The organism is Stutzerimonas stutzeri (assembly GCF_024448935.1).
Lineage (GTDB): Bacteria > Pseudomonadota > Gammaproteobacteria > Pseudomonadales > Pseudomonadaceae > Stutzerimonas > Stutzerimonas stutzeri_AO.
Genome location: NZ_JAMOIE010000051.1, coordinates 12,840 through 35,226, shown reverse-complemented (window position 1 = coordinate 35,226; position 22,387 = coordinate 12,840). Strand labels below are relative to the sequence as shown.

27 protein-coding genes are annotated in these 22,387 nt (G+C 57.9%); 21 read left to right on the top strand and 6 right to left on the bottom strand.

Annotated elements, in window-relative coordinates:
- Nucleotides 1-264 precede the first annotated feature (264 nt).
- The gene (locus NA637_RS15135) at nt 265-1,434 is read right to left on the bottom strand and encodes a tyrosine-type recombinase/integrase (RefSeq protein WP_023118056.1); all 1,170 of its coding nucleotides are present in this window, start codon (nt 1,432-1,434) and stop codon (nt 265-267) included.
- On the bottom strand, nt 1,406-1,687 hold the full coding sequence (locus NA637_RS15130; protein ID WP_009685663.1) for a helix-turn-helix domain-containing protein: 282 nt from the start codon (nt 1,685-1,687) through the stop codon (nt 1,406-1,408). The genes NA637_RS15135 and NA637_RS15130 overlap by 29 nt, the downstream gene beginning before the upstream one ends.
- A gap of 152 nt (nt 1,688-1,839) precedes the next feature.
- On the opposite strand from NA637_RS15130, the gene NA637_RS15125 reads away from it, so the two are divergent.
- Entirely contained in the window at nt 1,840-2,175 is a 336-nt protein-coding gene (locus NA637_RS15125) for a hypothetical protein (RefSeq protein WP_009685664.1), read from the top strand.
- 108 nt (nt 2,176-2,283) lie between these two features.
- On the opposite strand, the gene NA637_RS15120 is transcribed toward NA637_RS15125, so the two are convergent.
- A complete protein-coding gene (locus tag NA637_RS15120) occupies nt 2,284-4,548 on the bottom strand; it encodes a DotA/TraY family protein (protein WP_009685665.1) in 2,265 nt (754 codons plus the stop codon).
- Nucleotides 4,549-4,860: 312 nt separating this feature from the next.
- Between NA637_RS15120 and NA637_RS15115 the strand changes: the two genes are divergently transcribed.
- The 8 genes from NA637_RS15115 (at nt 4,861) to NA637_RS15080 (ending at nt 10,843) form a co-directional block, all read left to right on the top strand.
- Nucleotides 4,861-5,358, top strand: a complete 498-nt coding sequence (locus NA637_RS15115) for a hypothetical protein (protein ID WP_015026427.1) — start codon at nt 4,861-4,863, stop codon at nt 5,356-5,358.
- Nucleotides 5,351-5,842 carry a hypothetical protein gene (locus NA637_RS15110; protein ID WP_009685668.1) on the top strand — a complete coding sequence of 164 codons (492 nt, stop codon included), beginning with the start codon at nt 5,351-5,353 and terminating at the stop codon, nt 5,840-5,842. Before NA637_RS15115 ends, NA637_RS15110 begins: the two co-directional genes overlap by 8 nt.
- A 15-nt stretch (nt 5,843-5,857) precedes the next feature.
- Complete coding sequence (locus NA637_RS15105) at nt 5,858-6,988, top strand: hypothetical protein (RefSeq protein WP_110389093.1); 1,131 nt, start codon at nt 5,858-5,860, stop codon at nt 6,986-6,988.
- Nucleotides 6,988-8,079, top strand: coding sequence for a hypothetical protein (locus tag NA637_RS15100; protein ID WP_023118059.1), 1,092 nt, complete (start codon nt 6,988-6,990; stop codon nt 8,077-8,079). Before NA637_RS15105 ends, NA637_RS15100 begins: the two co-directional genes overlap by 1 nt.
- A gap of 380 nt (nt 8,080-8,459) precedes the next feature.
- The gene (locus tag NA637_RS15095; RefSeq protein WP_009685675.1) at nt 8,460-8,972 is read left to right on the top strand and encodes a hypothetical protein; all 513 of its coding nucleotides are present in this window, start codon (nt 8,460-8,462) and stop codon (nt 8,970-8,972) included.
- A gap of 10 nt (nt 8,973-8,982) precedes the next feature.
- The gene (locus tag NA637_RS15090) at nt 8,983-9,630 is read left to right on the top strand and encodes a hypothetical protein (protein ID WP_023118060.1); all 648 of its coding nucleotides are present in this window, start codon (nt 8,983-8,985) and stop codon (nt 9,628-9,630) included.
- Between the two features lie 201 nt (nt 9,631-9,831).
- Nucleotides 9,832-10,344 carry a DUF6036 family nucleotidyltransferase gene (locus NA637_RS15085; protein ID WP_015026433.1) on the top strand — a complete coding sequence of 171 codons (513 nt, stop codon included), beginning with the start codon at nt 9,832-9,834 and terminating at the stop codon, nt 10,342-10,344.
- Nucleotides 10,325-10,843 carry a hypothetical protein gene (locus NA637_RS15080; RefSeq protein WP_009685678.1) on the top strand — a complete coding sequence of 173 codons (519 nt, stop codon included), beginning with the start codon at nt 10,325-10,327 and terminating at the stop codon, nt 10,841-10,843. The genes NA637_RS15085 and NA637_RS15080 overlap by 20 nt, the downstream gene beginning before the upstream one ends.
- 99 nt (nt 10,844-10,942) lie before the next feature.
- On the opposite strand, the gene NA637_RS15075 is transcribed toward NA637_RS15080, so the two are convergent.
- From NA637_RS15075 to pilM, 3 genes are all read right to left on the bottom strand, one after another.
- On the bottom strand, nt 10,943-11,326 hold the full coding sequence (locus tag NA637_RS15075) for a hypothetical protein (RefSeq protein WP_009685679.1): 384 nt from the start codon (nt 11,324-11,326) through the stop codon (nt 10,943-10,945).
- A 4-nt stretch (nt 11,327-11,330) separates the two neighbouring features.
- On the bottom strand, nt 11,331-11,864 hold the full coding sequence (locus NA637_RS15070; RefSeq protein ID WP_009685680.1) for a hypothetical protein: 534 nt from the start codon (nt 11,862-11,864) through the stop codon (nt 11,331-11,333).
- 220 nt (nt 11,865-12,084) lie between these two features.
- Nucleotides 12,085-12,516 (bottom strand): type IV pilus biogenesis protein PilM, encoded by a 432-nt coding sequence (gene pilM / locus NA637_RS15065; RefSeq protein WP_023118063.1) that lies wholly within the window; start codon nt 12,514-12,516, stop codon nt 12,085-12,087.
- A 167-nt stretch (nt 12,517-12,683) separates the two neighbouring features.
- On the opposite strand from pilM, the gene NA637_RS15060 reads away from it, so the two are divergent.
- The 12 genes from NA637_RS15060 to NA637_RS15005 all read left to right on the top strand — a co-directional run bounded on the left by NA637_RS15060 (nt 12,684) and on the right by NA637_RS15005 (nt 22,386).
- Nucleotides 12,684-14,066, top strand: coding sequence for a hypothetical protein (locus tag NA637_RS15060; RefSeq protein WP_033955280.1), 1,383 nt, complete (start codon nt 12,684-12,686; stop codon nt 14,064-14,066).
- 15 nt (nt 14,067-14,081) lie between these two features.
- Nucleotides 14,082-15,185, top strand: a complete 1,104-nt coding sequence (locus NA637_RS15055; protein WP_023118066.1) for a hypothetical protein — start codon at nt 14,082-14,084, stop codon at nt 15,183-15,185.
- Between the two features lies 1 nt (nt 15,186).
- Nucleotides 15,187-15,447, top strand: coding sequence for a hypothetical protein (locus NA637_RS15050; RefSeq protein WP_009681564.1), 261 nt, complete (start codon nt 15,187-15,189; stop codon nt 15,445-15,447).
- 14 nt (nt 15,448-15,461) lie between these two features.
- The gene (locus NA637_RS15045; RefSeq protein WP_065861622.1) at nt 15,462-16,040 is read left to right on the top strand and encodes a hypothetical protein; all 579 of its coding nucleotides are present in this window, start codon (nt 15,462-15,464) and stop codon (nt 16,038-16,040) included.
- 12 nt (nt 16,041-16,052) lie between these two features.
- Nucleotides 16,053-17,630: a DNA topoisomerase gene (locus tag NA637_RS15040; protein ID WP_110676739.1), complete on the top strand. Its 1,578-nt coding sequence runs from the start codon at nt 16,053-16,055 to the stop codon at nt 17,628-17,630.
- Nucleotides 17,602-17,910, top strand: coding sequence for a hypothetical protein (locus NA637_RS15035; protein ID WP_223813025.1), 309 nt, complete (start codon nt 17,602-17,604; stop codon nt 17,908-17,910). The genes NA637_RS15040 and NA637_RS15035 overlap by 29 nt, the downstream gene beginning before the upstream one ends.
- Nucleotides 17,911-17,992: 82 nt before the next feature.
- On the top strand, nt 17,993-18,418 hold the full coding sequence (locus NA637_RS15030) for a hypothetical protein (RefSeq protein ID WP_009681560.1): 426 nt from the start codon (nt 17,993-17,995) through the stop codon (nt 18,416-18,418).
- Nucleotides 18,418-19,590 (top strand): hypothetical protein, encoded by a 1,173-nt coding sequence (locus NA637_RS15025; protein ID WP_009681559.1) that lies wholly within the window; start codon nt 18,418-18,420, stop codon nt 19,588-19,590. The genes NA637_RS15030 and NA637_RS15025 overlap by 1 nt, the downstream gene beginning before the upstream one ends.
- The gene (locus NA637_RS15020) at nt 19,583-20,050 is read left to right on the top strand and encodes a hypothetical protein (protein WP_009681558.1); all 468 of its coding nucleotides are present in this window, start codon (nt 19,583-19,585) and stop codon (nt 20,048-20,050) included. Before NA637_RS15025 ends, NA637_RS15020 begins: the two co-directional genes overlap by 8 nt.
- On the top strand, nt 20,047-20,475 hold the full coding sequence (locus NA637_RS15015; RefSeq protein ID WP_009681557.1) for a lytic transglycosylase domain-containing protein: 429 nt from the start codon (nt 20,047-20,049) through the stop codon (nt 20,473-20,475). The genes NA637_RS15020 and NA637_RS15015 overlap by 4 nt, the downstream gene beginning before the upstream one ends.
- Nucleotides 20,472-21,614, top strand: coding sequence for a hypothetical protein (locus tag NA637_RS15010; RefSeq protein WP_256073197.1), 1,143 nt, complete (start codon nt 20,472-20,474; stop codon nt 21,612-21,614). The genes NA637_RS15015 and NA637_RS15010 overlap by 4 nt, the downstream gene beginning before the upstream one ends.
- Nucleotides 21,595-22,386: a hypothetical protein gene (locus NA637_RS15005; protein ID WP_023118069.1), complete on the top strand. Its 792-nt coding sequence runs from the start codon at nt 21,595-21,597 to the stop codon at nt 22,384-22,386. The genes NA637_RS15010 and NA637_RS15005 overlap by 20 nt, the downstream gene beginning before the upstream one ends.
- Nucleotide 22,387 lies beyond the last annotated feature (1 nt).

The window sequence follows — 22,387 nt, the reverse complement described above, 5'->3', positions numbered from 1 at the left end:
GCAGTTTTGCATGTAAAGCTATTTCAGAACTTGGCAAGCCATATGGTAACTATCGAGGCTTTTGTCATTAATCAAGCCAATGAGAACCGCTCCCTCCGGACAATATGCAGCACCTGAATTCGACGAGTCGTGATAGGACACGTAACCGCCGATTACCTTTTCTCCGAGCTTTACTCCCGAGGCGGAAGTCCACACCCCGGATTGGCAATGTAGTGCCCGAATCCCGCGTCTGTCCTGGCTACCCGTACTTTCAAGATCACCCAATCACTGCAAAAAAGTGTGACCCCCCCCTTTTGACTGTTCTGAGAGTAGGCAGAGTGGATCCAGCATGATGATGTCTGCCTCGTCGACCTGTTCCAGGTACTGATCAGGTGCTGGTACGTGGCGTTTGTCACGCAAGGCCACCATGAGATGCCTCAGCAGGGCGTCCTGGGCGCTCTGTAGCGCGATTTCCGGCGTGAGTCCTTGCCCTTCTACTCCTTCGAAGTCCAAGACGCGGACAACAACGCCTGTGGGCGTCTGCTGAGTTATGGCGGGGTACGGGACCAGGTGATTGATGACCACCTGCTGGCCGCGGTGTTTGTTGCCTTCGAGCTTTTTAACCAGTCGCGAGGCCTTCAAATGGGTATATCTCTTCAACATAGCGAGGCTCTTGTGCCCGCTGATTGCCGCGATCTCCATCACGTCCAAGGTGCCGAGTTCGAAGAGGCGCGAGCACGCTTCGTGTCGCAGATCGTGGAAGTGCAGATCCTGGATGCCGAGGCGAATCATCATGATGCGCCAGGCCGATTTGAAGCCGTTGCTCGTGTAGCTGAAGACGCGGCCCTTCGACTTAACGCCGAGGCGGATCAGCGCGTCCCTGGCTTTAATGCTCAAGGGGACGTCTCGTTTGGATCCGTTCTTGGTCTCCGGTAGGTGGGCGATACGGTTCCGCAGGTTGATGTGCTCCCACTCCAGTTTGAGGAGTTCTCCCTGGCGCATGGCGGTCTCCAGGGCCAGGATGACGATCGAGTAGAGCTCTTGGGTTTGGTGGCCATGGCAGTAGCGAAGAATTAGACGCTCTTCCCTCGCCAAGAGACGACGGTCCCGGCCGGGGGGAGACTTTGGCTTCCGCACGTTCGCCACGGGGTTTGCATCGCAGGTGCCCCACTCGATACGGCCGATGTCGAATACGTTGGAGAGCAACGACATTTCCAGGCGAACCGTCGCCGGCGAGATCGATTTGCCGGTTCTTTGGTTCAGCTGCTTGAGGCGATCGTCACGGTAGTCGGCAATGTCCGGGCTGGAGATCTCCCGCATGGTTTTTGCGGCGATCGGCGATCTCAGGATATGAGTTATGCGATAGCTCTCCTGGGCGTAACCTTTCTTGAGGATTGAGATCTTGCTTCGGTAGAGTTCCAGGCCTTCAGCGAGGCTGAGGTTTTTCTTGCGCATGCAGTTGTTCCAGCTTCGCCTCAATCAACACGGCGAGCTGGCTATACGGGATTTCCAATGCGCGACAGAGGCAGATGACGGTATCGAGAGTCGGCGAGCGCAAGCCGCGCTCAAGCAGACTGATGGAGGTGCGGTCGAAGTTCGAGGCTTCACTGAGCTTGTCTTGCGACATACGACGCCCTCGGCGTAGCTCGGCCACAACAAGTCCGAATGCGATGTTATGGCTGAGAGGGGGCTTCTTTGCCTTGCTCAACGACCTGACCTATAAACAAAGGTCAGGATTTTCGTTCTGCAGACTATTGTCGTCTGCGGACAAGAGTCGTCGGATCGTTTGACAGCCGCTGCGGCCAGCGTATAGTTCAAATCATTTGGTACAACGGAAGTCGTTTCGGAGGGAGGTGCCTCATGTCTGGTCTGGATCTTCTCGGCGGGGTAATGACCAACCGCTTCTGGCAGGGCCAGCAAGAGGCTGGAGCTGAGCGCAGCTGGCAAGCGCACGCGGGCATGCTCCAGCGCAAGCTTGACCACGCGAACCAGCAGAATGTTTTCCTGACTGCGCTGCAGGAGGCGAATAACTACATCCTGCAGCTCGCTCTTGATGCCCTGCAGCGCGGCGAGGCTAGCTCCCCTTTGCTCAGCAAAGAGGCGCGTGACTCGCTTCGTACTCGTTACCTGTCCCAGAATCTGAAGGCCAAAGGTTATGCCCTCAATGAGGGCGACTGGAGCATCCGGCCTTTGTGATGCCAGGGCCCTGAAAGGAAAAAGCCGACCATTGGTCGGCTTTTTTGTTTAAGAGCTTGATATTTATCACAAAAAGAAGGGCCATCAAAACGATGGCCCTTGGTGTGCTTATCCGCCGAACAGATCCTTGTTCGATGGGCCTGGTCGCTGTGGGGAGCCATCCGGCGTGTCGCCACCGCCACCTGGGCTACCTGATGGCCCTTTCGGGCGGTGCCCGCCGAGGCCACCGGCAGCGCCATGCTTCGTTTCCCTGACGCCGGCGACGAACACATCCTGGCCGCTGTCGCCCGTGCGCTCCGCGTCGGCGATACCACCAGTAGATCCGTTACCGATCCAGCGCAGGATGTTGTCCGGAACCCAGTGAATCAGGCTGAAAACGATGTGCACGACGGTGGTCATCATCACCACATAGATGGCCACGTAGGCGATGAAGCTGACGATGCCCGTCATGCTGTCGGCCTGGATCCCGGAGACGACTGACATGAAGGCCGCGTTGATGTATCCAACGATTGGCTGAGTCAGCAGCATGCCGCCGAGTAGGCCGAACAGCATCAGTGCTGGTCGCATCACCAGCGACAGGATCATCATGTAGCCCTGTCCGGCTCGGCCGACGGCATCGTCTCCATCTGGATGGATGTGGGCTACGGCAAACAGCGGGGCCGCGATGACCGATTCCAGAACAAGAACGAACCAGTTCACGATCGAGGTTGTCCAGGTGATGAACGGGATCATCGGCACATAGGTGCTCAGCGTCACGCCGAAGGCGAACAGGGCGAGCAGCATGAGGGTGATGATGCCCGAGAGGAACTGGAAGACTGCGCCTGCGTCGAAACCAACCTTCACTGTGGCCTGTGCTGCCCAGGAGTTCGCGACGCCTGTGGCGGTGGCCATGGCTGCGAGCATTACCTCGCCGGTAGTCACGATGACATCGCCGAAGCTTTTCATCTGACTCATGTGGTTGAGGTTGGAGCCAGCGATGCTCTGCGTCATCTGGTTGATCGCGCCCATGAATGGCGCGGACATCATCTTCTTGACGTACTCCCAGGCGCCTTCTCCGTCACGGGGCTCCCGAACGTTGGTCTCGGCGTAGTAGGTGTTACGGACCGAGTCGACGCGGTGCTTGGCATACTCGTCGGCGGTGAGCATGACGTCGGCGTATGTCTGGAGTGTCTCCTTGGTCTCCTTGTCGACGATGGCAATAGGATCGGCTGCCGGCAGACCGTTCAATGTGGATTGCATCACGTCGTTCATTTTGACGATGTGGTTGTACCAGGTGCCGGCGAACAGCCAGCCGCCGTCCTTGGCGGCCTTGAGGAAGTCCGCTGCAGCGCGATCACTGGTTTGCATCACAGCGGTCTTGGCGGCGGCGCGAAGCGAGTTCTCATAGGTGTTCGCCGCGGCGTCTATCACGCCCGGGGCCGGTTTTTGCCCGGCGACGATCTGCTGTGCCGTCGGCCGGATATCCTGGATCATCTGCTGGATGGCTTTGGCGTGTGCCGCGAGAATCGGCTCTTTGATGACCTTGGTGTTGCTGTTGCCCTCCGAGGCCTCCCAGGATTGCTTCCAGGTCAGGGCTCCGCAGACATCGGGGTTCATGTAGGAGTTGTCGTTCGCCTTCCACTTGTAGTCGGTGACGGTATAGCTCGCTTTGTTGTACTTCTGAACCATGTTGATGCCGCCATAGACCGGTATGGCGTCGGTAATATCAACGTCAATCTCTCCGGTGTTGACGACCTTGCGGGTGGATGCGACAGCTTGGATGCGTGTCGACCGACCAGAGGCCTCGAACTGCTTGTTCATCGCCGCGGTGCAGACTTCGAACTTCAGGATGTTGGCGGCCAGTGGTCGGGAATCTGGAATGAGCGGTCGGGAAAGCATGCCGTCCTTGCCGATTTGGTCGACCGCCTGGCTCCAGATTGCGTCTCCCACACCCACGCCCTGTATAGCAAGCCAGAGCACCATGATCTGGATCAGCGAGTAACCATGCCCGAGCGGTAGCAGCAGGGCGCCGCCTGCAGCGGTACGCAATGGAATCCAGATGTCGCTCATCTTCCGTCCGAGGACCTCGCCATCCTGAGCGGAGTCGACGGTGCCTTTGATCGTGGTGTAGGCGATAAAGAGCATGCCCAAGAACATCACGGCACCACCGAAAACGGACATCATGCTGCCCAGCACGTCCTCGGTCTCGCCGCCCTCTACGTTCCCGCCAGAGTGGATGGTCCCCACGATCGAGCCGAACACTTCTTCCAGGAAGTCAACGGAAGTATCGCCCGGCGGCGGGGTGAATTGGTTCAGTCCGCCTGAGGATTCAGCGTGGGCTGCTCCCCCGAAGAATGCGGCCAGAAGTAGGCAAAGCAGCAGCGATTTTCTCATCTGGCTGTCCTTTAGCTGTGCTTGTTGGAAGACGAGGGCGTGGGGGAGGGGAGCGTGAGTTCCGGCTCATGCGTATCCGCGTCACCCAAGCGGCCCAAAAGCCGCTCCGACAGTTGACGCCATGCTTGGCCGCAATCCTGGCGACCGGCGGGTGGCGCGCTTGCTTCAGGCTCGGGAGGTGGCGACGGTTCGGCTCGCTCGGTTCGGATGTGTTTGATGACTCTTAGCACGCTGATCACCAGTGTTGACGCTAAAGCGTTTAGTCTCGATACTTGCAGAAGATAACACAACGAAAGTCCGAGCCATAAACCAATGTTAAGCCTATCTACTGAAGATGTTGCAGAGCACTGGGAGCAGGTTTCGCCTGAACTAGGCCAACTGTTTGCTTCGATTGAGAGGGCAGAGGACTGGGCCCTGGATAATCACCCGGATATCGCCGAGCGCCTGCAGAGCTTCGGGCTCCGCCTCTCCGATCCGGCGGCTGCGGCGAAGCTGGCTGATGCGGACCGAAATGACCTGCTGTTCTTCCTCGTCTATATCAGCAGCAGCAAAGCATTCCGAATCGTCCAGTGGCTGGACGAGCGCCACGCAGGGCTGGGGTCACGTCTGCTCGGAGTGCTCCTGCAGCAGGACTCTAATGGCGTTTTCTCGAACGTCCTCGATCCGATGTTGGCCGGCACCCTGGTACAGCGCCTCCAAGTTGTACAGAACACTCCGTTCTTCCAGCGGCTTCTGGCCCCCGAGTTCCTTGGGAGCCTGTCGAAGGCCATCACGAACTATCACCAGGAGAGGTCGGAGCGAGATGAATAAGTTTCCGTCGATGCTCGCTGTTGGCTTGCTGATCGGTGCCTCGACTGGAGTGGCCGCGACGAGCGCTTCCGATGCGCAACGTTATTGCGAAGACATTCAGCAGGGCCAGCAAAAGGCCCAGGAGGAGTACGTCAAGATCTACACCCCTGAGGTGAACCCCACGGAGGTGTTTCAGAACTCGATTACTCCCTGCATGGACCAGATCTCTCAGTACGTTGGCGGCCTAAGCATTCCCGGGCTGGGAAGCATCCAGGGGCTGATCGACAAGATCGGGAAGGAGTTGCTGGAAAAAGGTTGCCAGGCTGCGAAGCAAGAAGCGCAGTCTGCTGGGCAACGAGCCATCGAGTCGGTTCGTCGCAGAGCCAACGAGAAGAGCAACGGCAAGTACAGCCAGGTCATGGGCACTGTCGGCTCGCAGGTCGGGACTGTGGTGCCCGGATCGGCCGGGGAAACGGCGGGCCGCGTGATCAACATCCTGCAGTAGCTTGGGAGACCTGTGATGAAAGCATTCAAATTTTTTGGTCTCGGTGTCGCTACCCTGGTGGTTGGCCTGGGCATGAGCGGTGCTCCGCGGGAAGCCGAGGCGTGCTGCGGTGACGGCGCGATTGCCGCCCAGGGGGCGAATGCCGCCGGCATGGCGGTGTCGTCTGCCGTATCCACTGCAACTTCGACGATCGTGGCCTGGCTCCAGAAGATCGATTCGAGCATTCAGCAAGGGTTCAGCACCTTGACGCGGGAAGTCACAAAGCAGACAGCCCAGCAAAAGGTGATGATGGAGGGCGCGATCGCCGCTCAGACGCAGCTCTATATGGAGAAAGTTCGAGCTGATGCGACAACCAAATACGAGTTGTCACCTCGCAGCTGCTATGAGGCTGCGACGGGAGCCGCAGCGGGTCAGGCCGGCACTTCGGTGAAGCAAACCGCAGGTAGCCTGAACAAGGCGTCTGCAGATCGTACCCTCTATACCCCCAGCAGTGCGGCTGTCATTTCCCGGCACTATGACGAACACGTGGCGAAGTATTGCACGGCGGAAGAGGCTGCCCAGGGTCGATGCTCGCTGCCTTCGGATCCTGCCATGCAGGGTGCCGATATCCGCGTCGACACCTTGTTGGGCAATAGCAATCTCACCCCTTCGCTGCTGGAAGCCGTAAAGGCCCTCATCGCGAAATTGGTCAACGCCATCCCCACTCAGAACATCCCCAAGGCCTGGGAGGGCACTGCTCAAGGTAAGGCATTCATTGCGGGGCAGTATATTGAGCAGGCCAGATCCTCGGTCGCCGCAAACTCCTTGAACCAGGCTGTTGCCCTGCGCACACCGGTCGCTGGCCTGGGCGCCGCTGCGATGGTCAATAAGGCGGACATCTCTCCGATGGAGCTTATGGAAACCCTGGTCAACGGTCGGTTTCAATCGCCTGACTGGTACACCATGATTTCTGGCTTCTCTACCGAAAACCTGCTGCGCGAGCAGAACAAGATGCAGGCCTTCAAGCTGTGGATGGATCTTCAGTCTTTCCAGCAGATGGAGCGTGTTGAGGCAATGCTCGCGACCAATCTTGCCATGGACGTGAAGTCCGATTCGGCGGCACAGCTCGAAGTGGCTCGAAGCGCCGCGGCGAAGGCGGGGCAGTGATGCGGCCGCGCTGGATTGCTGCAACAGCTTTAGCTCTGGGGATAGCAGCACTGCCGGTCTACCGAGCGTCTGCAGCATATTGCTGTGATCCCTGGGGGTTCGTGGGCTATTCCGCGTTCGTTCAGGCCGGCGCCAGTATGGTCTCGGATTTTACTTCTTGGGCCAGCGACATTGTCGAAGTGCTTGCAGGCGATATCTACCCGGATTGGTGGTCGGGAGTGAATGGCCATCAGGCAGTCATGACACAGCAGCTCGCTGCTCAGCAGGCGCTCTTTGAGGGTAAACAGGCGGTCGACGCTAACCTGCAGGCCCAAGAGCGTGCCGGTAGTGCAGCCGAGGAGAGCATCCCTGCGAGCAGCCAGGCAGAAACAATGGCTAGCGTACAGGCGGTTGGAAGCGCGATGGTTGGAAGCGTCCGGCAAACTGCTGCTGAAAATCGCACGCTGCTAGACGCCACTCATGGAGCTTTCTACCAAGACCAACTCGCGCTGATCCAGCGTCACGTCCCTTACTGCTCCGATCGAGATGCCAGCGCTGGACGGTGCCAAGCTGTGGCTGCCGCCATGCAGGATCGGGACATCCGTTTCGACAGGATGTTGGAGCCAGGGGAGGGGAGAAAGACCTTTAATGAGGCCGAGATCGAGGCCGCCCGAGCCTTCGTCAAGAACGTTACGTTTGAGATGGCCACCAAGCTTCCCGATACCGGTAGCCCGCAAGGAAAGGCCCTGCGGGCGCACGAGTTGGCTGATGACGCGGTGATGTCGCTGGCCAGCAACAGCCTCAATGGGATGATTGCCAGGCGGTCTCCTGTTGATGGCCAGGCCTCGTTCTACGAGTTGATGTCCAACGAAATCGAAAAGCGATTTCTCTCTCCGGAGTGGTACACCGCTGAAAGCGGGAAGACTACTGCTCCGCTGCTGACCGAGTATCTGCACATGCAAGCCCTGGAAGATGTTCTGGCGCTTGAACGAAGCCGAGCACGCGAGCGGATCGAGATGATGCTCGCGCTGCAGACCGAGCGGCTGAATCGGAAGGACATACAGCCCCGTCTTGAAAATCAGCGCGGCGCTGCCGCTAGGGCAGGGCAGTAATGCACGTGTTCACCACCCAGGTACTGCCGGCAGACGTCAGGCTCGTACGCCTTTTCCCGATGGTCCACGTGGTTAGGCGGGTGCCTATAAGTGACCAGATAAGCACCGCGATGGGAGCCTGTATCGACCAGTTGTGCTCGACGGCACACCAGGAAGCCAACGCCCTTATTGGAGTGTCCTTTTCAACTTCTGCGTTGGTCACCAAAGAAGGGGAGCAGGTCATGGTCTTGGCCTATGCCGGTACTCCTGCCTTGCTAGAGGTTGCCGGACAGGCCGACGGGGATTAGGGGCCGAATTTGCGTTCGTCACGTTCCTTGCGAAAGCGAAGGGACTTTTGCCCCGGTCCCTGCCGGGGTTTTTTTTGGAAGAGGAGGAGTGGTATGGAGCTTGTGCGCTATGCACTGACGGACCCGCGAAACGATTGTGAGTGGGTTCGGAGTGATCTTGACAGCATGATCGCTATAGCAGAACGAGAAGGCGCTACTCAGTTTCAAGGGTTCACGATCCTGCGTGACGTGGTTCAGATAGAAAAGCAGGGCGATCGCTGGGTGCCAGGCCCGTTGCAGGTTCGTAGCCTGAGCTATGAGGACGTCTGCGGGCACTATCAGCGAATCCTCTCGGCCAATCCGGGGTGTGGTCTTCAGGTCGCGAGCCACGGGCTCGTTTTCCTTGATGATGACGGGATAACGCTGCTGAGAGCGCCGTACAAGGACGATGGCGTGACGATCGACGAAGACGAGCTCTATGAGCTGGACGGCGACGTTTTCTATTACGGCCACTGGGAAGGCGAGACTCCAGAGAGCACCAGGGCGGACATTTTGTCGCCAACCCTGAGGGAGATCCCAGATCTCGAAGAGATTCTGTCGCGGAACAACTCGCGGACTTTTTTCTAGGAGAATGGTCATGACTATGATCGCTGTGAACCGGAATGCCCCGATCGCCTACCACTTTCTATTCGCGCCTCACTCTCCGGAACCTGAGGGGGTTCTCGTTGACGCTGCAGGAATGCCTGTGCTGACTGATTACCAGGCGGTAGATTGGAAGGCGCTGGCGGTTTCTGCCCGTTCCGCAATCGACGGTGTTGTACCCAAAGGTATACAGCTATTTGTGGCTGATGATGCTGCCGACGTCTTCGAGGTCCTCAATCTCTGCCCGTGGTCGGTCAGCAGTCACGTGGGGAGAGGTGACTTCTACAGTCGCTTCAAAACGGCGGTAGAAAAGCTCGAAATGGCGGATATGCGTTCTGGCATCACCAGCCTCTCTCAATACGCCGACGATTATCATGTCAACGTTCCAAGCGCCGGTCGGCGCCCTCCATTGGGCGGGATCATTATCACAGTGAAGTTTCCCAACGCTTCGCATGTGGGAGACTATCTCCACAATGTGACGCATGCCCTCTTCGGCCAGATACGGCGCGATAATGGACTGGCCCTTGGGGTGGGGGATATGTCGCCGGCACTGTTGAGCTGGTTGGAAAATCAGTTTGGTGTCGCTTATGGTCGGCGCTGTGAATCGTACTTTGTTGGGACGACAAGGCCCCGCCCGCACTGAGTCCTGCGTTTCCGGTGCATGCCTCTGGCTCTATGCTCCAACCCTCGACCTGCTTCGCCGGCGGAGCCGGCTCGGTCTCACGTTATTGATTTTTAGGAGCATTCAATGTCAAACATCCAACTCAGCACACCGCTAGGGGAGGCCGTAGCTAGGCTCTTCTCCCGGGCTTTACCTCTTCTGGAGGGTCAGGCGCCCGGTGCCATGAAGGTCTTCATCTTCGGTGGATGTGGGGTGCACCTGCTGACGCACGCCCGCGGGAGCGCCGACATCGATGCTGAGGTCGAGGCAGCAAGGATCCTGCGCCGTGACGAGTTGGTGGCGGTGCTGGCAGATCCGGAGTTCTATGAGCAAGGGGACGAAGATCTCACGGTGGAGTTCGATCCGAACTACAACACGTCGCTTGGGCCTCTGCATGAGGACTATCGAGATCGAGCAATACCCTTGGATGGGTTCGACGGAAACCAGCCTCTGCATGTTTACGTGGCCGCTGGCGTGGATCTCGCTATTTCCAAGTTGAGCCGGTTTACAGAGCAGGACAAAGCTGATATCGAAGCGCTTATCGACAGTGGCCGTGTTGATGTCGAAGAGTTTGTTACACTGGCCACACAGGCAATCGATTATGCGGTCGGGAACCGCTCGGGCATGCTCAGCTGCTTGGCCGACGTCACTGAACCGTATTTGGAGGATGGGCACTATGGCTCGCCAAAACCCTGACGGCAATTTCGGCAAGCTCCTGGAGGATGTAACCCGGGGAGGGCTGCGCCATGCCTCGGCGGAGGCGCTTGCGGAGCTGGCCAAGCAGCTCTGGTACGGCCAGGGAGACTTGGTGTCTGTGCTGGAGGACGAGGTTTCCAGGCGTCTACGTCAGGTCGACCAGAAGCAGCGAGCGCTGTACCTGGTGGATCGGCTACGCCGCTTCCCCTGTGTACCGCGGGAGAAGGCCGCTTTGCTCAAAGCGTTCGTGTCGTCCTGGTCATCGCTCAAGCCTGCGGCGCGGTCGCCACGGGCGAGCCAGCTTGTGGCCACTCACCGCCTGGATAAGCTCGCGTTCGAGTGGGGGCTGGAGGAGGACGTGAGCCCGCAGATGAAGGAAGTCCTGCAGTACCAAACCCGGCACTATGCGGCTACGCAGGGCGTGAGTACCGGATATAGTGACGGTGCTCCGTCGCCGGCGGAAGACCGCAGCAGGGCGGTAGTGGCTATGGCGCGGTGAAGGAATGGACAGAAGCAAGAAGGGCCGCGCAAGCGGCCTTTCTTGTTTGCGCGGGTGCTTATGCTGTCGGCAGGCGGTAGCCGTCGATGTAGCCCATAGTCACCAACCGCACGGGTAGCTGGGGAAGCAGAGGTTGATGTCGAGCATCAATTCTTCGTGGGGCCGGGGAGACCAGAAGTAGTACCCAGCGAGCCGTGCAAAATAGACGGGCTGGCCGGCAGCTTCGCCAACGACCTCGATCTGCTTCCCGAAGCTCTTGAGAAGGTGTGCTACCTCATTACGCATTGAGGTCAGCGCCTCGTTCACGAGTTGATTAGGCGTCAGGTCAGGATTCGGCTCCGCGTCGGGATCCATGCGCTGGTTGACCATGCACCAGTGATATCGGAACAACTCCCACTCTTCAGTCGGTAGCTTGGTGGTGATGTGCTGCAGCACGGTCTGTTTGAAGAGATCCTGGTCATGCTGGGGGATGCTGTTCAGCATATCGTCACGCCTCGCTGGTGGCCGCATGGGTTGAGGAGATAGGGGACGCAGAGAAGCCGGCGAACTCGCTCTCAAGCCAGTCCTCATCCAACTCCGTAATAGGGAGGACCTGGCCCTTCTTCAGGACGGCCCGGACGATCCAGTTTGTCCAGGGCTGGCATTCCTGCATCGCCTGTTGAGCCTCCGCCAAACTCAATTTTCCAGCAGCTGGGTCATTTAGCGACAAAGTCACCGCGGCTGCTTGGTCCTTGAGGGCCTGCAGGGCCTTGTAAGCCTCGGACATCAGGCTGCGGTGGCCTGGGAGCGATTTCACTATCGCAACGCCTGCGGACGGGACCAGCTGCAATCCCAGCTCGCTGAGCGGCCCCACGTATTGCTCTTGGTTCTCAAAAACGCCAGTCACCGCCCAGTCTCCAAAAAGTGCGTCCTTGTGGAACGGATGTGCTGTGTGGATCTGTATACGAAGGCGCTGTGCCGTTGCTAGGTGCGTAGCGATCAGTGCCTCGTCACGAATCATTGCGATGGAAGGCTCGGTCATTCTGGTCCTCGTCTACTAGCTGTGGTGGCTCCGACCAGCTGGTCAGGCACTAGATCTTGTGTTTTCCGCTTGCGACCGTTTAGCGCGAGGCGCGGTATTGCGTATTGCTCAAGTAGCGGCGCAAGGCTTATAGTCATTTAAAGAATAATAAATAATGTTTTTATAGCCGTTTAACATAACAATGATTATACGAACAAAATCAATAGGTTAGGTTGGTGTCTCAGAACACGACGCTCCCATCCGGGATTGCGCTGGGCAGGCTTGAAATGACGCCTCGCCTCGGGTTCACCAGGTTGCCGTTCTGCTTGATGCCTACGGTGAGCGCATTGTCCGTGCGTTTGAGCAGGAGTTCGGCCAGGCCTGATTTCGGCTGGCTGTAGAAGACGTACACCTTCCCGGCTTGCACGACGTTACTGATGCCTGGGGCTTTGACGTACCAGCTGGGGAGGCCAAGCTGCGCGTCGGCGATTGTTCCTGAGGCAGCTGGGTTGCTGGCCTGGTAGGCCGCAACAGCGCCCTTGTAGACCTGCATGCTCCCCGCGATCGCGGCTATCTCTCCCTGCGTTTCGGTATCTCGCCAGTCCTGGATGTTTCCAAGGAAAACCGAAGCAGCCAGCCCAAGGATGGCGAACAGCGTCCAGAACATCTGCATTGGTCTCTCCTAGGTGATTCCAGAGGACTCTGGTCCACCTATATATGGGAATGTTTGCTAGAGTCGCTTATTATAATGCAACGAAAGTAAAATTTGTGCACAGTACGGATACGCCGCGCCTGCCGGCAGTGCGGTTCTAGTGCAGATCTCATCTGGAGGGGACGAGAATGGGCTTCTTGAAGAAAACGCAGTCTGAAAACCCGGGAGAAGAGGCCGGCGTCGGCGAAGTCGACGATGGGTTCGTTGAAGTCCCTGCAGATGACACTGCGGCTGACGAAGCCGCCATTCGTGATTCGCTGAAAGAACAGGGCGAAGCCGGTAAGGAAGACGAGTCCGCTCTGGAAGAAGTCGTTGCGCCTGCGGAGGCGCTTGGTGACCAGGCCGGGCAAGACGATCTGATGGATGGCCTGCCCTCCTCGATCTATTTGCTGCGCGAGATCCTGCGGAACCACGACTGGTCGGAGAACCCTGCGGATCCCGCAGGCCAGATGATCGAGTGGACGATGATCGAGTCCATGATTCGCTCTGCGATCGATGCGGGCCATCGTGCTCATGTGGAGCGAGTTTGGGCAGAGGTTGCCCCGCCCAGTCATGGCGGGCTTGCCGATGTGCTCGCTTCGCTGCCGCAGGATTCGGCGGGGGCTGCAGGTCCTGACGCAGCTCAGCCCGCCCAGGAGGAAGTGCACATCGCCGAAGATGCAGCTATGGGCGTCGAGCCTCACCTGCGCACCTTCCAAATGCCCGAGGCTGATCGTCTTCCGGAGCCTTACCTTCGTACCCTCAGCCCGGACGATGTGCTGGATGGTCAGTATCGGCACATCCCGGACGAGGCATTCTCCCAGCCCTACCAAGGTCAGGAATGGGCTGCCCGGCCAGAGGCCGTGCGCCCTGCCCCTGCAGCGAACTCCGCAGCGCCTCATCCTGAAGGAACGCCAACGGCCGGCGGGACGGACCTGTTGAGCAAAGCATTGTCGGCACCTTTCGCGCTGGCTTCCGCGGCGGGGAGCCTTGTCCTGGGCTCACTCAAGACGATGGGCGATCAGGCGCGCTCTTTCTATCAGAAGCGAGCCGTCAATGGGCACCAAGTCATGGAGAGGCAGCTCAATGATCACGCTACTCGCATCGACGGGCTGACCAGCCGACTCAGGCAGTCAGGCATGGGTGAGTTCATCGCTGAACTGAAGGCAACCGGTCGGCCGGCCAATGAGATATTCGACGGGATGAAGCCTGGTGGCCCCTATGAGAAGTTCGGCCGCCGCTTCTCCTCGTTGATGGAGGACGCGGATTTCGCTTCTAACTACGCGAACCTGCAGCGGCATATGGACGAGTTCGGCGACCTCGCATCCCGTTACGCGAAAGCAGGCATCGACCTTAATTTGGACTACTCCGACGCGGTCGATCGCAACCTTTCGAAGATTTCGGCCGCTACCGAAGGCTTCCCGGGGACGAAAGATGGCGCCTTCAAGCACCTGCAGGAGATGGCGCAGCAGATTGGGGAGCGGATCAAGCGGCTTGTCGACCGGCTTATGGGCCGGCTTGCGCCGCAGTAACAGGAGGATCCAAGCATGGAGAGACCACCTATTACTGGGGTGCTTTTGGCCTTCGGCGCAGCACCCTACAAGTTCGAGAAAGACGAGTCGGCAAGCTTCTACGTCCAGTTACAGCTGCCCACTGGCGAGACCAAAACCCTATGGGGTGTGGGCTTGGAAAAAGCACTCGAAGACTCTGGGGTGCAACTTGGTGAGGTCCTGACTGCCCAGAACCTGGGGAGGCAGCCAGTCGAGGTCGATATCAAGGTTCGTGACGAAGACGGGAAACTAACGGGCGAGGTCCGCCGAGAGGTGGTGCATCGCAACGTATGGTCAGTGATGGGTGCGCCGGAGTTGGACTGGCGGCGGGACGCGGAGCAGAAGGAGCAGCCTGGCCAAAGCGACAATGACCAGGCTCGTGGTGGCCCTGCGGATTCCTCCTCGACCGAAAGGGCCGCTGCCGGCGCCACCGCGACCAGTACCGATCAAGTTTTCGCAGATGCAGGCAATGCGTCAGCTCAAGAAACCTCGGTGAAAGACTCAGCCCGTACTGGATCTCGGCGGGACAAGCGAGATCGCTCCCCGTCTCGGGGCCGGCGAGCGGAGCCCGCCGAGGCGGGGGTACAACAGCATGGGGCCGCCGGCACCGGTGGTGGCCTCGGCCCCGACCTGGTATCGAAGGCCTTTTCGGCGCCCTTCAATGTCGCAACCGCCCTTGGCGGCCTGTTCTCGACTTCCTTTAAAGAGGTGGGGCACAAGTTCACAGCGCGGAGCGTAGATGGCTATGGCGTTCTGGAAGGACAGCTTTCGGATCTGGCCAATGCCGTTGAGCGCAAGGCCACCTGGTTGAAGTCGCAGGGGGAGATAGATGGTCAGGTGGCACCAGGTGCTGCGCAAACGGCGGAAGATCTGAAGCGGCTTCTGGGGGATTTCGACACCCTTTCCGGTCGGTTTTCCGATATGGGCAGCAAGCTCGGATATGACTACGCCGAAACTCTGGAAAAACATTCTACTTCCATGAAGTCCGCCCTCGATAGTCTAAATGGAAAAGTCGAAATTATTGCTGAGCTTCAAGAGCTTGTCAGTAAACTTGTAGACAAACTTGAACGACTTTTTTCGAACATAAAAATGGGTCGATAACATGCAAATTATTACCGACGAAAATATCAACCGGCTCATAGCACGGCTCGACAACTGCTCTGTGCTTGTGGACGCCGCGGACAAGGTCGTCTCCCCTGAGGTTTTTGGCCGAATTAAGGCGCAAACCCTTGCATATGCTGGGTTCATGTCGGACCTGGCCGGTGGTCGGCTGCCTCGCTTTTCTAACTCCACTATTCAAGGCGCAAGCTTAGTTGAAGAGTTCTGTCTTCTGATCGAGACAGAGTTGGGAAATCAAAAATAGAAAGGGACAAGCAGATGAACGAACTGAATGAACGATTGAGTTCGGGGGCAGAAAGTATTTGGGGTAAATTCTGCCGGGCTGTATCGGAATGTGATCTTAAATGGGCTGTCGTTCTTCCAGCAGCTATTGGAGCCCTGACGATAGTGGCGGGCGTGGTGCAGGAGGCCCATGGGCAAACGGATCTGATAATTCAGGGGGGGCGTGCTGCTGTCGACGCATACAAGGCCAGTCACCAAGCGAATCCTCTCACCATTCCACAAATTGTTATTGAAGCGTTCTCCCCAGGTGGCCGTGATATGGGGTTTGGTGGGCGTACTCAAGGCATTGGGGTGGGGCTGGCCAGCATTGGTCCGTTGTTGGGAGCTGCGTCAGTGCTGTTGGCCCGTGGTTTCGAGCGCATTAAGGAAGGGTTGGGCGCCAAGGCAGATCAAGCCGAGAAGGCGCGAGAGGCCGAGCAGTCGCGGCAGGCTTCGATGTATCTCGGTGGAAGCGTTGCTCTGTCCGGGCTTGGTTCGACGCCGGGCTTCTACGTCGACGGCCGTCAGGCTGGGCTCGACGGTGAGGAACCCTCCGCGACCATGCGCCCACGTTGAATGGCAGACTGTATGGGGCGGGATCTGGTGATCATTGAGGCGCCTGGAAAGCTTCGGACTTTCCGGCGCCTGTGTGAGGGTGTCGGCCTGCAGGCCGACATTTGCGCGACCATCGGCCATGTTCTGGAAGCGCCGAAGGACATGCGCGATCTGGGCATCGCTCTGCGGGGTGAGGAATATGTGGAAACCAATCGGCGCCCGATCCGCGAAGATTCATTTCGGTACCTGTGCGATTGCCTGGCACGTTGCAAAGGGCGAGTGCTGATTGCAACGGATAATGATCAAGAAGGACATGTAATCGCAGCTGATATTGTCGGCCTCATGGAGGCTGCTGGCTGCAGGCAGCCTGCGTATCGTCTGGTGCTCAACGGTCTCACCAATGATGCGATGGTAAGGGGATTGGCTCAGCTGTCTCCGGTTGATATCGCGTTGTCCAATGCCGGAGTTGCGCGGCGGATTGTCGATCGACTCATTGGTGGGGGGTTATCTGATTTTTCCACGGGCCGGACCGTTGGCCGAGTTCAGACCGCCCTCCTCTCGATCGCCGAGCATGGACTGCCTCACAGCCTGATAGGGCTGTCGATGCCGTGCTCGAACGGTGGTGAGCCATTTCGAGCGGTTCTTCCTGTTACTGGCGTAGCTACCCCGGCCGAACTTATCGCGCAACTCGATGCGTTGCCGGCGCGTGAGGTCGCGATGGCTACACCTGAGCGACTGAGCGAGCCAGGCAATTATGGCGATACGCTGCTGTCACTCAATGCCGCAGCAGGGCTGAGCATCTCCCAGGCGGCGGAGCTGCTGCAGGAGCTCTACGAGGCTGGTGACATTTCCTATCCCCGCACATCGTCGCGTGCTTTCAGTGATGCGACGGTTGAGGTGCTGGAAGCGCTCGCCAAGGTACGGGGGATCCGGGCGTTCCGTAAAGCTGCAGTTCCGACCATCCAGTCGGATGGGGTCGCTCATGAGGCGATCCACGTGCTGAACAGCGAGCTGTTGCAGCGACTCGATCTGGGGCGTCCTCCTTCTCTGCAGGGCAGTCTGCGAGAGGCGGCGCTATCCATTATTGCGAGACAGTCATTCGAGTCTGGGCTGGTGGTTGCCCGCGAGCGTCCGAATCTGGACGACCTGCCTGATTTCCTCGCAAGCCTGGATTGGAGTCGGGATGCGCGGCGGCCGATGCTCCCTTGGCGGCCTGCCTCTTCGGTCACAACGAAGGGCGGTGCACTTGGGCTCGATGCCGCCCTGGTGCAACAAATGATGAAGCACGGAGTTGGTCGTCCCAGCACATGGCCGTCTCATGCTGCTCGCTTCGCCGAGCGCGGCTTCGTCGACGACGCCTATCAGCTGACGACGAAGGGGCTACGAGTACTTGAAGCTGCTCCGCAGGGGCTTCGAGATGTTCTCTGTACTGCCAGGATCGAGGACTTGCTGCAGGAGCGTGGCAGCGAAGTTTCACACATGGTCAACCATGCCATGCAGGTTGCCCTGGAGGGCGATGCCGAGCTGGCTGCTCAGCTGATCAGCCAGCTCGATGTTTTGCAGGACGAACAGGAAGAAGAACTTGAACACCGTCATCGCCCTGTTTTCTAGCTGCCCTTCCCTCAAGCGAGCCTTGCCCATGGCGGCTCTCGCTGCTGGTTGCACGGCTCTCGCCTTCGCGTATTTCCAGGATCGCAGCCCTACCCTGCAGTCCAGTGAAGTTCAGGTGGTGAGGGGGTTCATAACCCGCACTGGCGATCCAGCATTGATCGCTGCCTACAACGCCGCTGTTTCAGATGGTGAGCTTTCCAGGGCAGAAACTGAGGGCCTTATCGAGAGGGCGAAAGCCGCACCGCCAATATTCTTGCTGACCATTCCGCCAAAAAAATAGCAAATGCCTTTGCAGTTTTTTTAGCGTATTGTTAAGCTCACTTTTGTTTGTCTATGACGTGCTTCTAAAGTGATCTTTCCCTATGGTCAAAGCATCTAGTCGAATCGAGTACAGCGATTTTGAGCACATCATGATCCACCTGGCGGGTGAGCGTGGGTGGACCTTCAAATTCGGCGATGAGTCTGTTCCGGTCGAGGCTGTGTTCAATCATTCGACCTATGCCCCTGCCCTGTTGGCTGCAGCTGAAACCGAGCTCGCGGCCAGGCGGATCGGTGGCGACTTGGCTTTCGCCCTGGAGGGTGAGGGCAACTCCCTGTTCGGCGCCCGGGTCCGTTTGGTCAGCGAGCGGAACTCATTCCTAAGCCAGTTCTGGCGAATGGCCACCACGGCGCTGATTATCGAGTCCCTTCCTCGATCAGGCAACAGCATCATGCTCGACCAACTGCAGTACGTGCTGGGCGATCGCTTTGCTGACTACGTCGAAGCTGCTACGGCGGAGGCTTCCTGATGTCGATGTTGCGCAAGCTTCACAAGCAAGAGGTGGAGCGTTTTTCCAGCGGTGAACAAACCACTGCCACTCAGGCGGCAGTGGAGCCAGCTGCTGCACAAGGCGGTTCACTACTGGACGAATTTGAAAACATGCTGCTCGGCAAGCCCGAGCAAGCTGCAGCCCAGGCGGAGGTATCGCCGGCGCCGACCAGTCAGGTTGTGATCGAGACGCAAGTCGTCTCCCCGGCTGCACCGGAACCTAAGTCGGAGCTACCTGCAGAGCCAAAGGCTGATGAGGCTTCGCAGCCAGAAGCCCCGTCCGCAGCCCTGGTGCCAGGTTTCGCCGAGGTCCTCAAGGGCCTGGCTCCAGTCTTCAAGGCAGCAACAATCTACCCGGGGCATGACGCAGATCCGGCGAGGATCGCTGAGGCTGTACGTCGCATGTCTCTCGTTTCTACTGGCCTCGCCCAGCATATTGCAGGGCGAGTGGATCCTCAGGAGCTCGATGCCGCCTGGGCCAAGAAACACCTGCATGGTTTCACCGCCGAGCTCGTGGCCAGCCAGTGGATCTCGTCAGTGATCTCCCGCGGCGGTATGCCGGCCGGAGAGTATCCCGAAGTCACCGTCGAGTTTTTGGGGGCTATGGTCGATGGGGCGTGGGCCGCATCCCAAAAGGTTTCCCTCGGCGGACTTCCTACTGGTGATCATCTCGGTGCCCAGCTCGCGCTGCTCACTTCAGTAGCCCCGCTGTCGTTGGAGGTCGAGCGCTACTTCGCCATCGTTATATCGCAGGTACCTGGCCTGCAGGTGAAAGCTGAGGACCTGTTGTCGGAGTTGGCCGTGTTTCTGGTCGAGCAAGTGTCGGAGCAAGTGACGCGCCTCGGTAACGGTGGCTCTGGGCTGTCTGCTGCCCCTCAGGAAATGCTGCATCGTCTGCTTATTCAGCACGCGGCAGAGGTACTGCTTTCCTCTTGGGAATATTGTCGCGGCGAGGTTCTGGGTGCGTTGAAGGATGCCGCCGATGTTGATGCGGCTGCAGCGATTCTATCCCGTCCTGAGTTTACTCACGGTTTCCCGCTGGAGGCACTTAAGGCCAGGGCTTCTTCATCCCTGAAACGGTTGGTGGCCACGACAGAGTACGCCCTAACCATGATGAGGGTTACCCAGCCCGCAGGAGCGAGCCATGTCTGAGGTGACCAACAAGGGCGGCGCGCTACGTAAAGTTGGCCGGGCTACTGCCTGGGTGGGCAAAAAATGGGTTTGGACCGTCACCGGTGATTGGCGTGAGGCTCGCCACAACGCTAAGCGGATCTACAACCTGCTGAAGTCCCTTACGGGGCGTACCTATCGGGAAGAAAGCTTCTCGGATGCGGTCTCCCGGCTTCACCTGAGCGAGAAGGATCTCGATGCCCGTTGCCGGTATCTGCATGCGCTTTCCGTACTGTTTGGCCTGATGGCGATTGTTGCCGGCGTGTTCCTCGCGCTAGTGCCCTGGTCGCCCAGTCCTATCAACCACGGCCTCATGTCCTTCGGCGTTCTCGCGTTGAGCATCACCCGTTTCTTGGTCACCAGGTTCCGAGTGGCCCAGATCCGTGAACGACGCCTTTTTAGTTTCAAGTCGTGGCTCCTGCGTCAGGAGGGGCGTTCGTGATTGACGCTCTGCCAATGGCGGCCCCTAGTCCGCACATTACTGGCCAAGCTCGCGAGGTCTGCATCGTCCGAGCAGCGGCTCATTACCGTGCGCATCCCGACTTGGTCAAGGCCATCATTCGCACCGAAGGTGGCACGACTGGAAAAGTCTCTTACAACAAGAACGGCTCCTACGATATGGGGCTCATGCAAATTAATAGCATTCATCTCGCGGAACTCTCCAAGTTTGGAATAACCAGAGACATGCTCGTCAACAACGAATGCCTGAATATTTTTATCGGTACTTATTACATTCAGCGTAGCGTGCTGGGGAGTGATGATTTTTGGAAAGGCGTTGGTAACTACCACTCCCGCACGCCCGACAAGAACTATCGCTACAAGCATCGTGTATGGAACAATCTTAAAGAAGTCCGGGGGCAGCAATGAACCGCGGTAATGTCAATAAGTCCAATACTGATGAGCTGCTCTGGGTTATCGTCTTTATTTTCGTAGGCATCATCGCGCTTTGGTACTTTGGGCACGAAAAAATTTCTACCGTTGTTATGTCTCTCAGAAGATTCGAAGCGAGCCTAATTCTTTTTGATGCAGATGGTAGGTTGGCGTTGATCGAATGGCTTTCGAGCACCCATCCAGCTGATGCAACCCCTAAGTCACTTTGGTCTTCGGGCATCGTCGCGAGCCGGGAGCTCCGCTGGTATGTACTGGTTATCCTTACCAGCGTGTTTGGGCATCTTATGTACCGGGCGCCCGATCGCGGCAATAAGTATTCGAATAAACATACAACTGTCAGTCTAGCGAAACAGGAAGCGAGCCAATGGCCGGTTATCTTGCCGGCCCTCGAAACTGATTTTATCGCGCTGCCACTCAATCACTCGGTGCATGGTATGCGGGCTAAGGTGCGTGATTACGCCCGGCGGCACCAGTTTTTGGTCAGAACTGCTGCATTGGGCGAGGAGGAAGATCCTGCAGATATTGAGTTGCTGGATAACAAAGAGGCGTTAAAGCTGTCGCGGGCCAGGGCAATTCTTGTTGCGCAACTTGGTAAGCCTTGGGAGGGGGTCGATTCCTTGAAGCCCTATGAGCGTTCGCTCTTTGCCGCATTTGCAGCCCAGATGAACCATGACAACGACCTCGCGCTTAAAATAATTAATGAGCTCGCCCGTGCATATGTGAGGGCAAAGCGAATGAAAAAGATTGCCTTGCTGAATTCGTTACATGCAAAACGTGCATTGCACCAGTATGCAAATACCAAGGTAGTTAAGCGTGTAGTAAGTCGATATGCGTATAAGCGCACAGTGCTGATGGGAATGAAGGCAGCGGCTTCAGCAAATGGTGTGCTTGCGCCAAATTGGTTCAGATGGTTAAAGGCAGTTGATCGTGTCACTTGGTATTCGTTGTGCGATATCGGCATGGACGTTGCCAGCGTAGAAGCCTGTGGTTTGCGCTCACATTGGTTGTCAGAGGTTGTCGCTAAATCGGCAATCATGAATCCGCGTATTGAATCGGCGCTGGTAGGAATTAAAACTGCTCTTGGGGAGATGGTAGATGAAGAAAGTGATGATTGAGCGCCTCGCGAACTTTATTCGCCGCGCCCCCAAAAACGTTTCGGTTAAACGTAAGCGTAAGCGACTTTCGTTCGAAATCAAATCGCCGGCATATCAGTTGCACACCCTGAATCTCTCTGACTATGGGGATGACACACTGAGTTTCATCTTGGAAAAAGAGGCGGATGGCAATCTGTTTGTGGTGGCCAAGGCCCCCGAAAAATACGGCTCGGATAAAGGCGCTATGACCTCGCTGTTTAAAGCGCAAGTGGCGAGCGAGACCGACGGCGTATACCTGATCACTCAGGTGAACAGTCTGCTGACCAAGAAGTTGTCGGTAATGAAGCTGGTGGGACTCGCCCTGCTCGCTTGGTTAGGCTACCTCTTTGTCAGTGCCTATATCGATGTCGTCTCTGGCAAAGGGGGCAATATTGAGCCGTCGGCTCTCTCGTCGCTGGATGCAGCGCATCCTGCAGTCCGAGTGGCGGACAGCGGCGCCCCAGTCCCTGTAACTGTACATCCGTTTGACTGGCAGAGCGCTCCTGATCACCTACAAGCAGATCCCATTGCGAACCCAGACCAGCTGCAGGCCATGAGTCCTGAGGACATCGCAAAGCAGATCTACAACGCTGCCGAAACAGCTCGGAAGCAAGGGATGCGCGACAACGCGCCGGCGATGTCGAGTGATGTGGCGACTGGTCTGGAAGCCTTCGGACTGGCACCGAGCATCGATGCTGGGCAGTCGGTAGGACCTGGCTGCGATCCCAAACTCGCTTTCCAAGTCGCTGAATAAC

What these genes read in the sequence shown, in the direction of transcription:
- NA637_RS15135 (WP_023118056.1), bottom strand. Translation starts at nt 1,434, where the DNA reads ATGCGCAAGAAAAACCTCAGCCTCGCTGAAGGCCTGGAACTCTACCGA.
- NA637_RS15125 (WP_009685664.1), top strand. Translation starts at nt 1,840, where the DNA reads ATGTCTGGTCTGGATCTTCTCGGCGGGGTAATGACCAACCGCTTCTGG.
- NA637_RS15120 (WP_009685665.1), bottom strand. Translation starts at nt 4,548, where the DNA reads ATGAGAAAATCGCTGCTGCTTTGCCTACTTCTGGCCGCATTCTTCGGG.
- NA637_RS15115 (WP_015026427.1), top strand. Translation starts at nt 4,861, where the DNA reads ATGTTAAGCCTATCTACTGAAGATGTTGCAGAGCACTGGGAGCAGGTT.
- NA637_RS15110 (WP_009685668.1), top strand. Translation starts at nt 5,351, where the DNA reads ATGAATAAGTTTCCGTCGATGCTCGCTGTTGGCTTGCTGATCGGTGCC.
- NA637_RS15105 (WP_110389093.1), top strand. Translation starts at nt 5,858, where the DNA reads ATGAAAGCATTCAAATTTTTTGGTCTCGGTGTCGCTACCCTGGTGGTT.
- NA637_RS15100 (WP_023118059.1), top strand. Translation starts at nt 6,988, where the DNA reads ATGCGGCCGCGCTGGATTGCTGCAACAGCTTTAGCTCTGGGGATAGCA.
- NA637_RS15095 (WP_009685675.1), top strand. Translation starts at nt 8,460, where the DNA reads ATGGAGCTTGTGCGCTATGCACTGACGGACCCGCGAAACGATTGTGAG.
- NA637_RS15090 (WP_023118060.1), top strand. Translation starts at nt 8,983, where the DNA reads ATGACTATGATCGCTGTGAACCGGAATGCCCCGATCGCCTACCACTTT.
- NA637_RS15085 (WP_015026433.1), top strand. Translation starts at nt 9,832, where the DNA reads ATGAAGGTCTTCATCTTCGGTGGATGTGGGGTGCACCTGCTGACGCAC.
- NA637_RS15080 (WP_009685678.1), top strand. Translation starts at nt 10,325, where the DNA reads ATGGCTCGCCAAAACCCTGACGGCAATTTCGGCAAGCTCCTGGAGGAT.
- NA637_RS15075 (WP_009685679.1), bottom strand. Translation starts at nt 11,326, where the DNA reads ATGCTGAACAGCATCCCCCAGCATGACCAGGATCTCTTCAAACAGACC.
- NA637_RS15070 (WP_009685680.1), bottom strand. Translation starts at nt 11,864, where the DNA reads ATGACCGAGCCTTCCATCGCAATGATTCGTGACGAGGCACTGATCGCT.
- pilM (WP_023118063.1), bottom strand. Translation starts at nt 12,516, where the DNA reads ATGCAGATGTTCTGGACGCTGTTCGCCATCCTTGGGCTGGCTGCTTCG.
- NA637_RS15060 (WP_033955280.1), top strand. Translation starts at nt 12,684, where the DNA reads ATGGGCTTCTTGAAGAAAACGCAGTCTGAAAACCCGGGAGAAGAGGCC.
- NA637_RS15055 (WP_023118066.1), top strand. Translation starts at nt 14,082, where the DNA reads ATGGAGAGACCACCTATTACTGGGGTGCTTTTGGCCTTCGGCGCAGCA.
- NA637_RS15050 (WP_009681564.1), top strand. Translation starts at nt 15,187, where the DNA reads ATGCAAATTATTACCGACGAAAATATCAACCGGCTCATAGCACGGCTC.
- NA637_RS15045 (WP_065861622.1), top strand. Translation starts at nt 15,462, where the DNA reads ATGAACGAACTGAATGAACGATTGAGTTCGGGGGCAGAAAGTATTTGG.
- NA637_RS15040 (WP_110676739.1), top strand. Translation starts at nt 16,053, where the DNA reads ATGGGGCGGGATCTGGTGATCATTGAGGCGCCTGGAAAGCTTCGGACT.
- NA637_RS15030 (WP_009681560.1), top strand. Translation starts at nt 17,993, where the DNA reads ATGGTCAAAGCATCTAGTCGAATCGAGTACAGCGATTTTGAGCACATC.
- NA637_RS15025 (WP_009681559.1), top strand. Translation starts at nt 18,418, where the DNA reads ATGTCGATGTTGCGCAAGCTTCACAAGCAAGAGGTGGAGCGTTTTTCC.
- NA637_RS15020 (WP_009681558.1), top strand. Translation starts at nt 19,583, where the DNA reads ATGTCTGAGGTGACCAACAAGGGCGGCGCGCTACGTAAAGTTGGCCGG.
- NA637_RS15010 (WP_256073197.1), top strand. Translation starts at nt 20,472, where the DNA reads ATGAACCGCGGTAATGTCAATAAGTCCAATACTGATGAGCTGCTCTGG.
- NA637_RS15005 (WP_023118069.1), top strand. Translation starts at nt 21,595, where the DNA reads ATGAAGAAAGTGATGATTGAGCGCCTCGCGAACTTTATTCGCCGCGCC.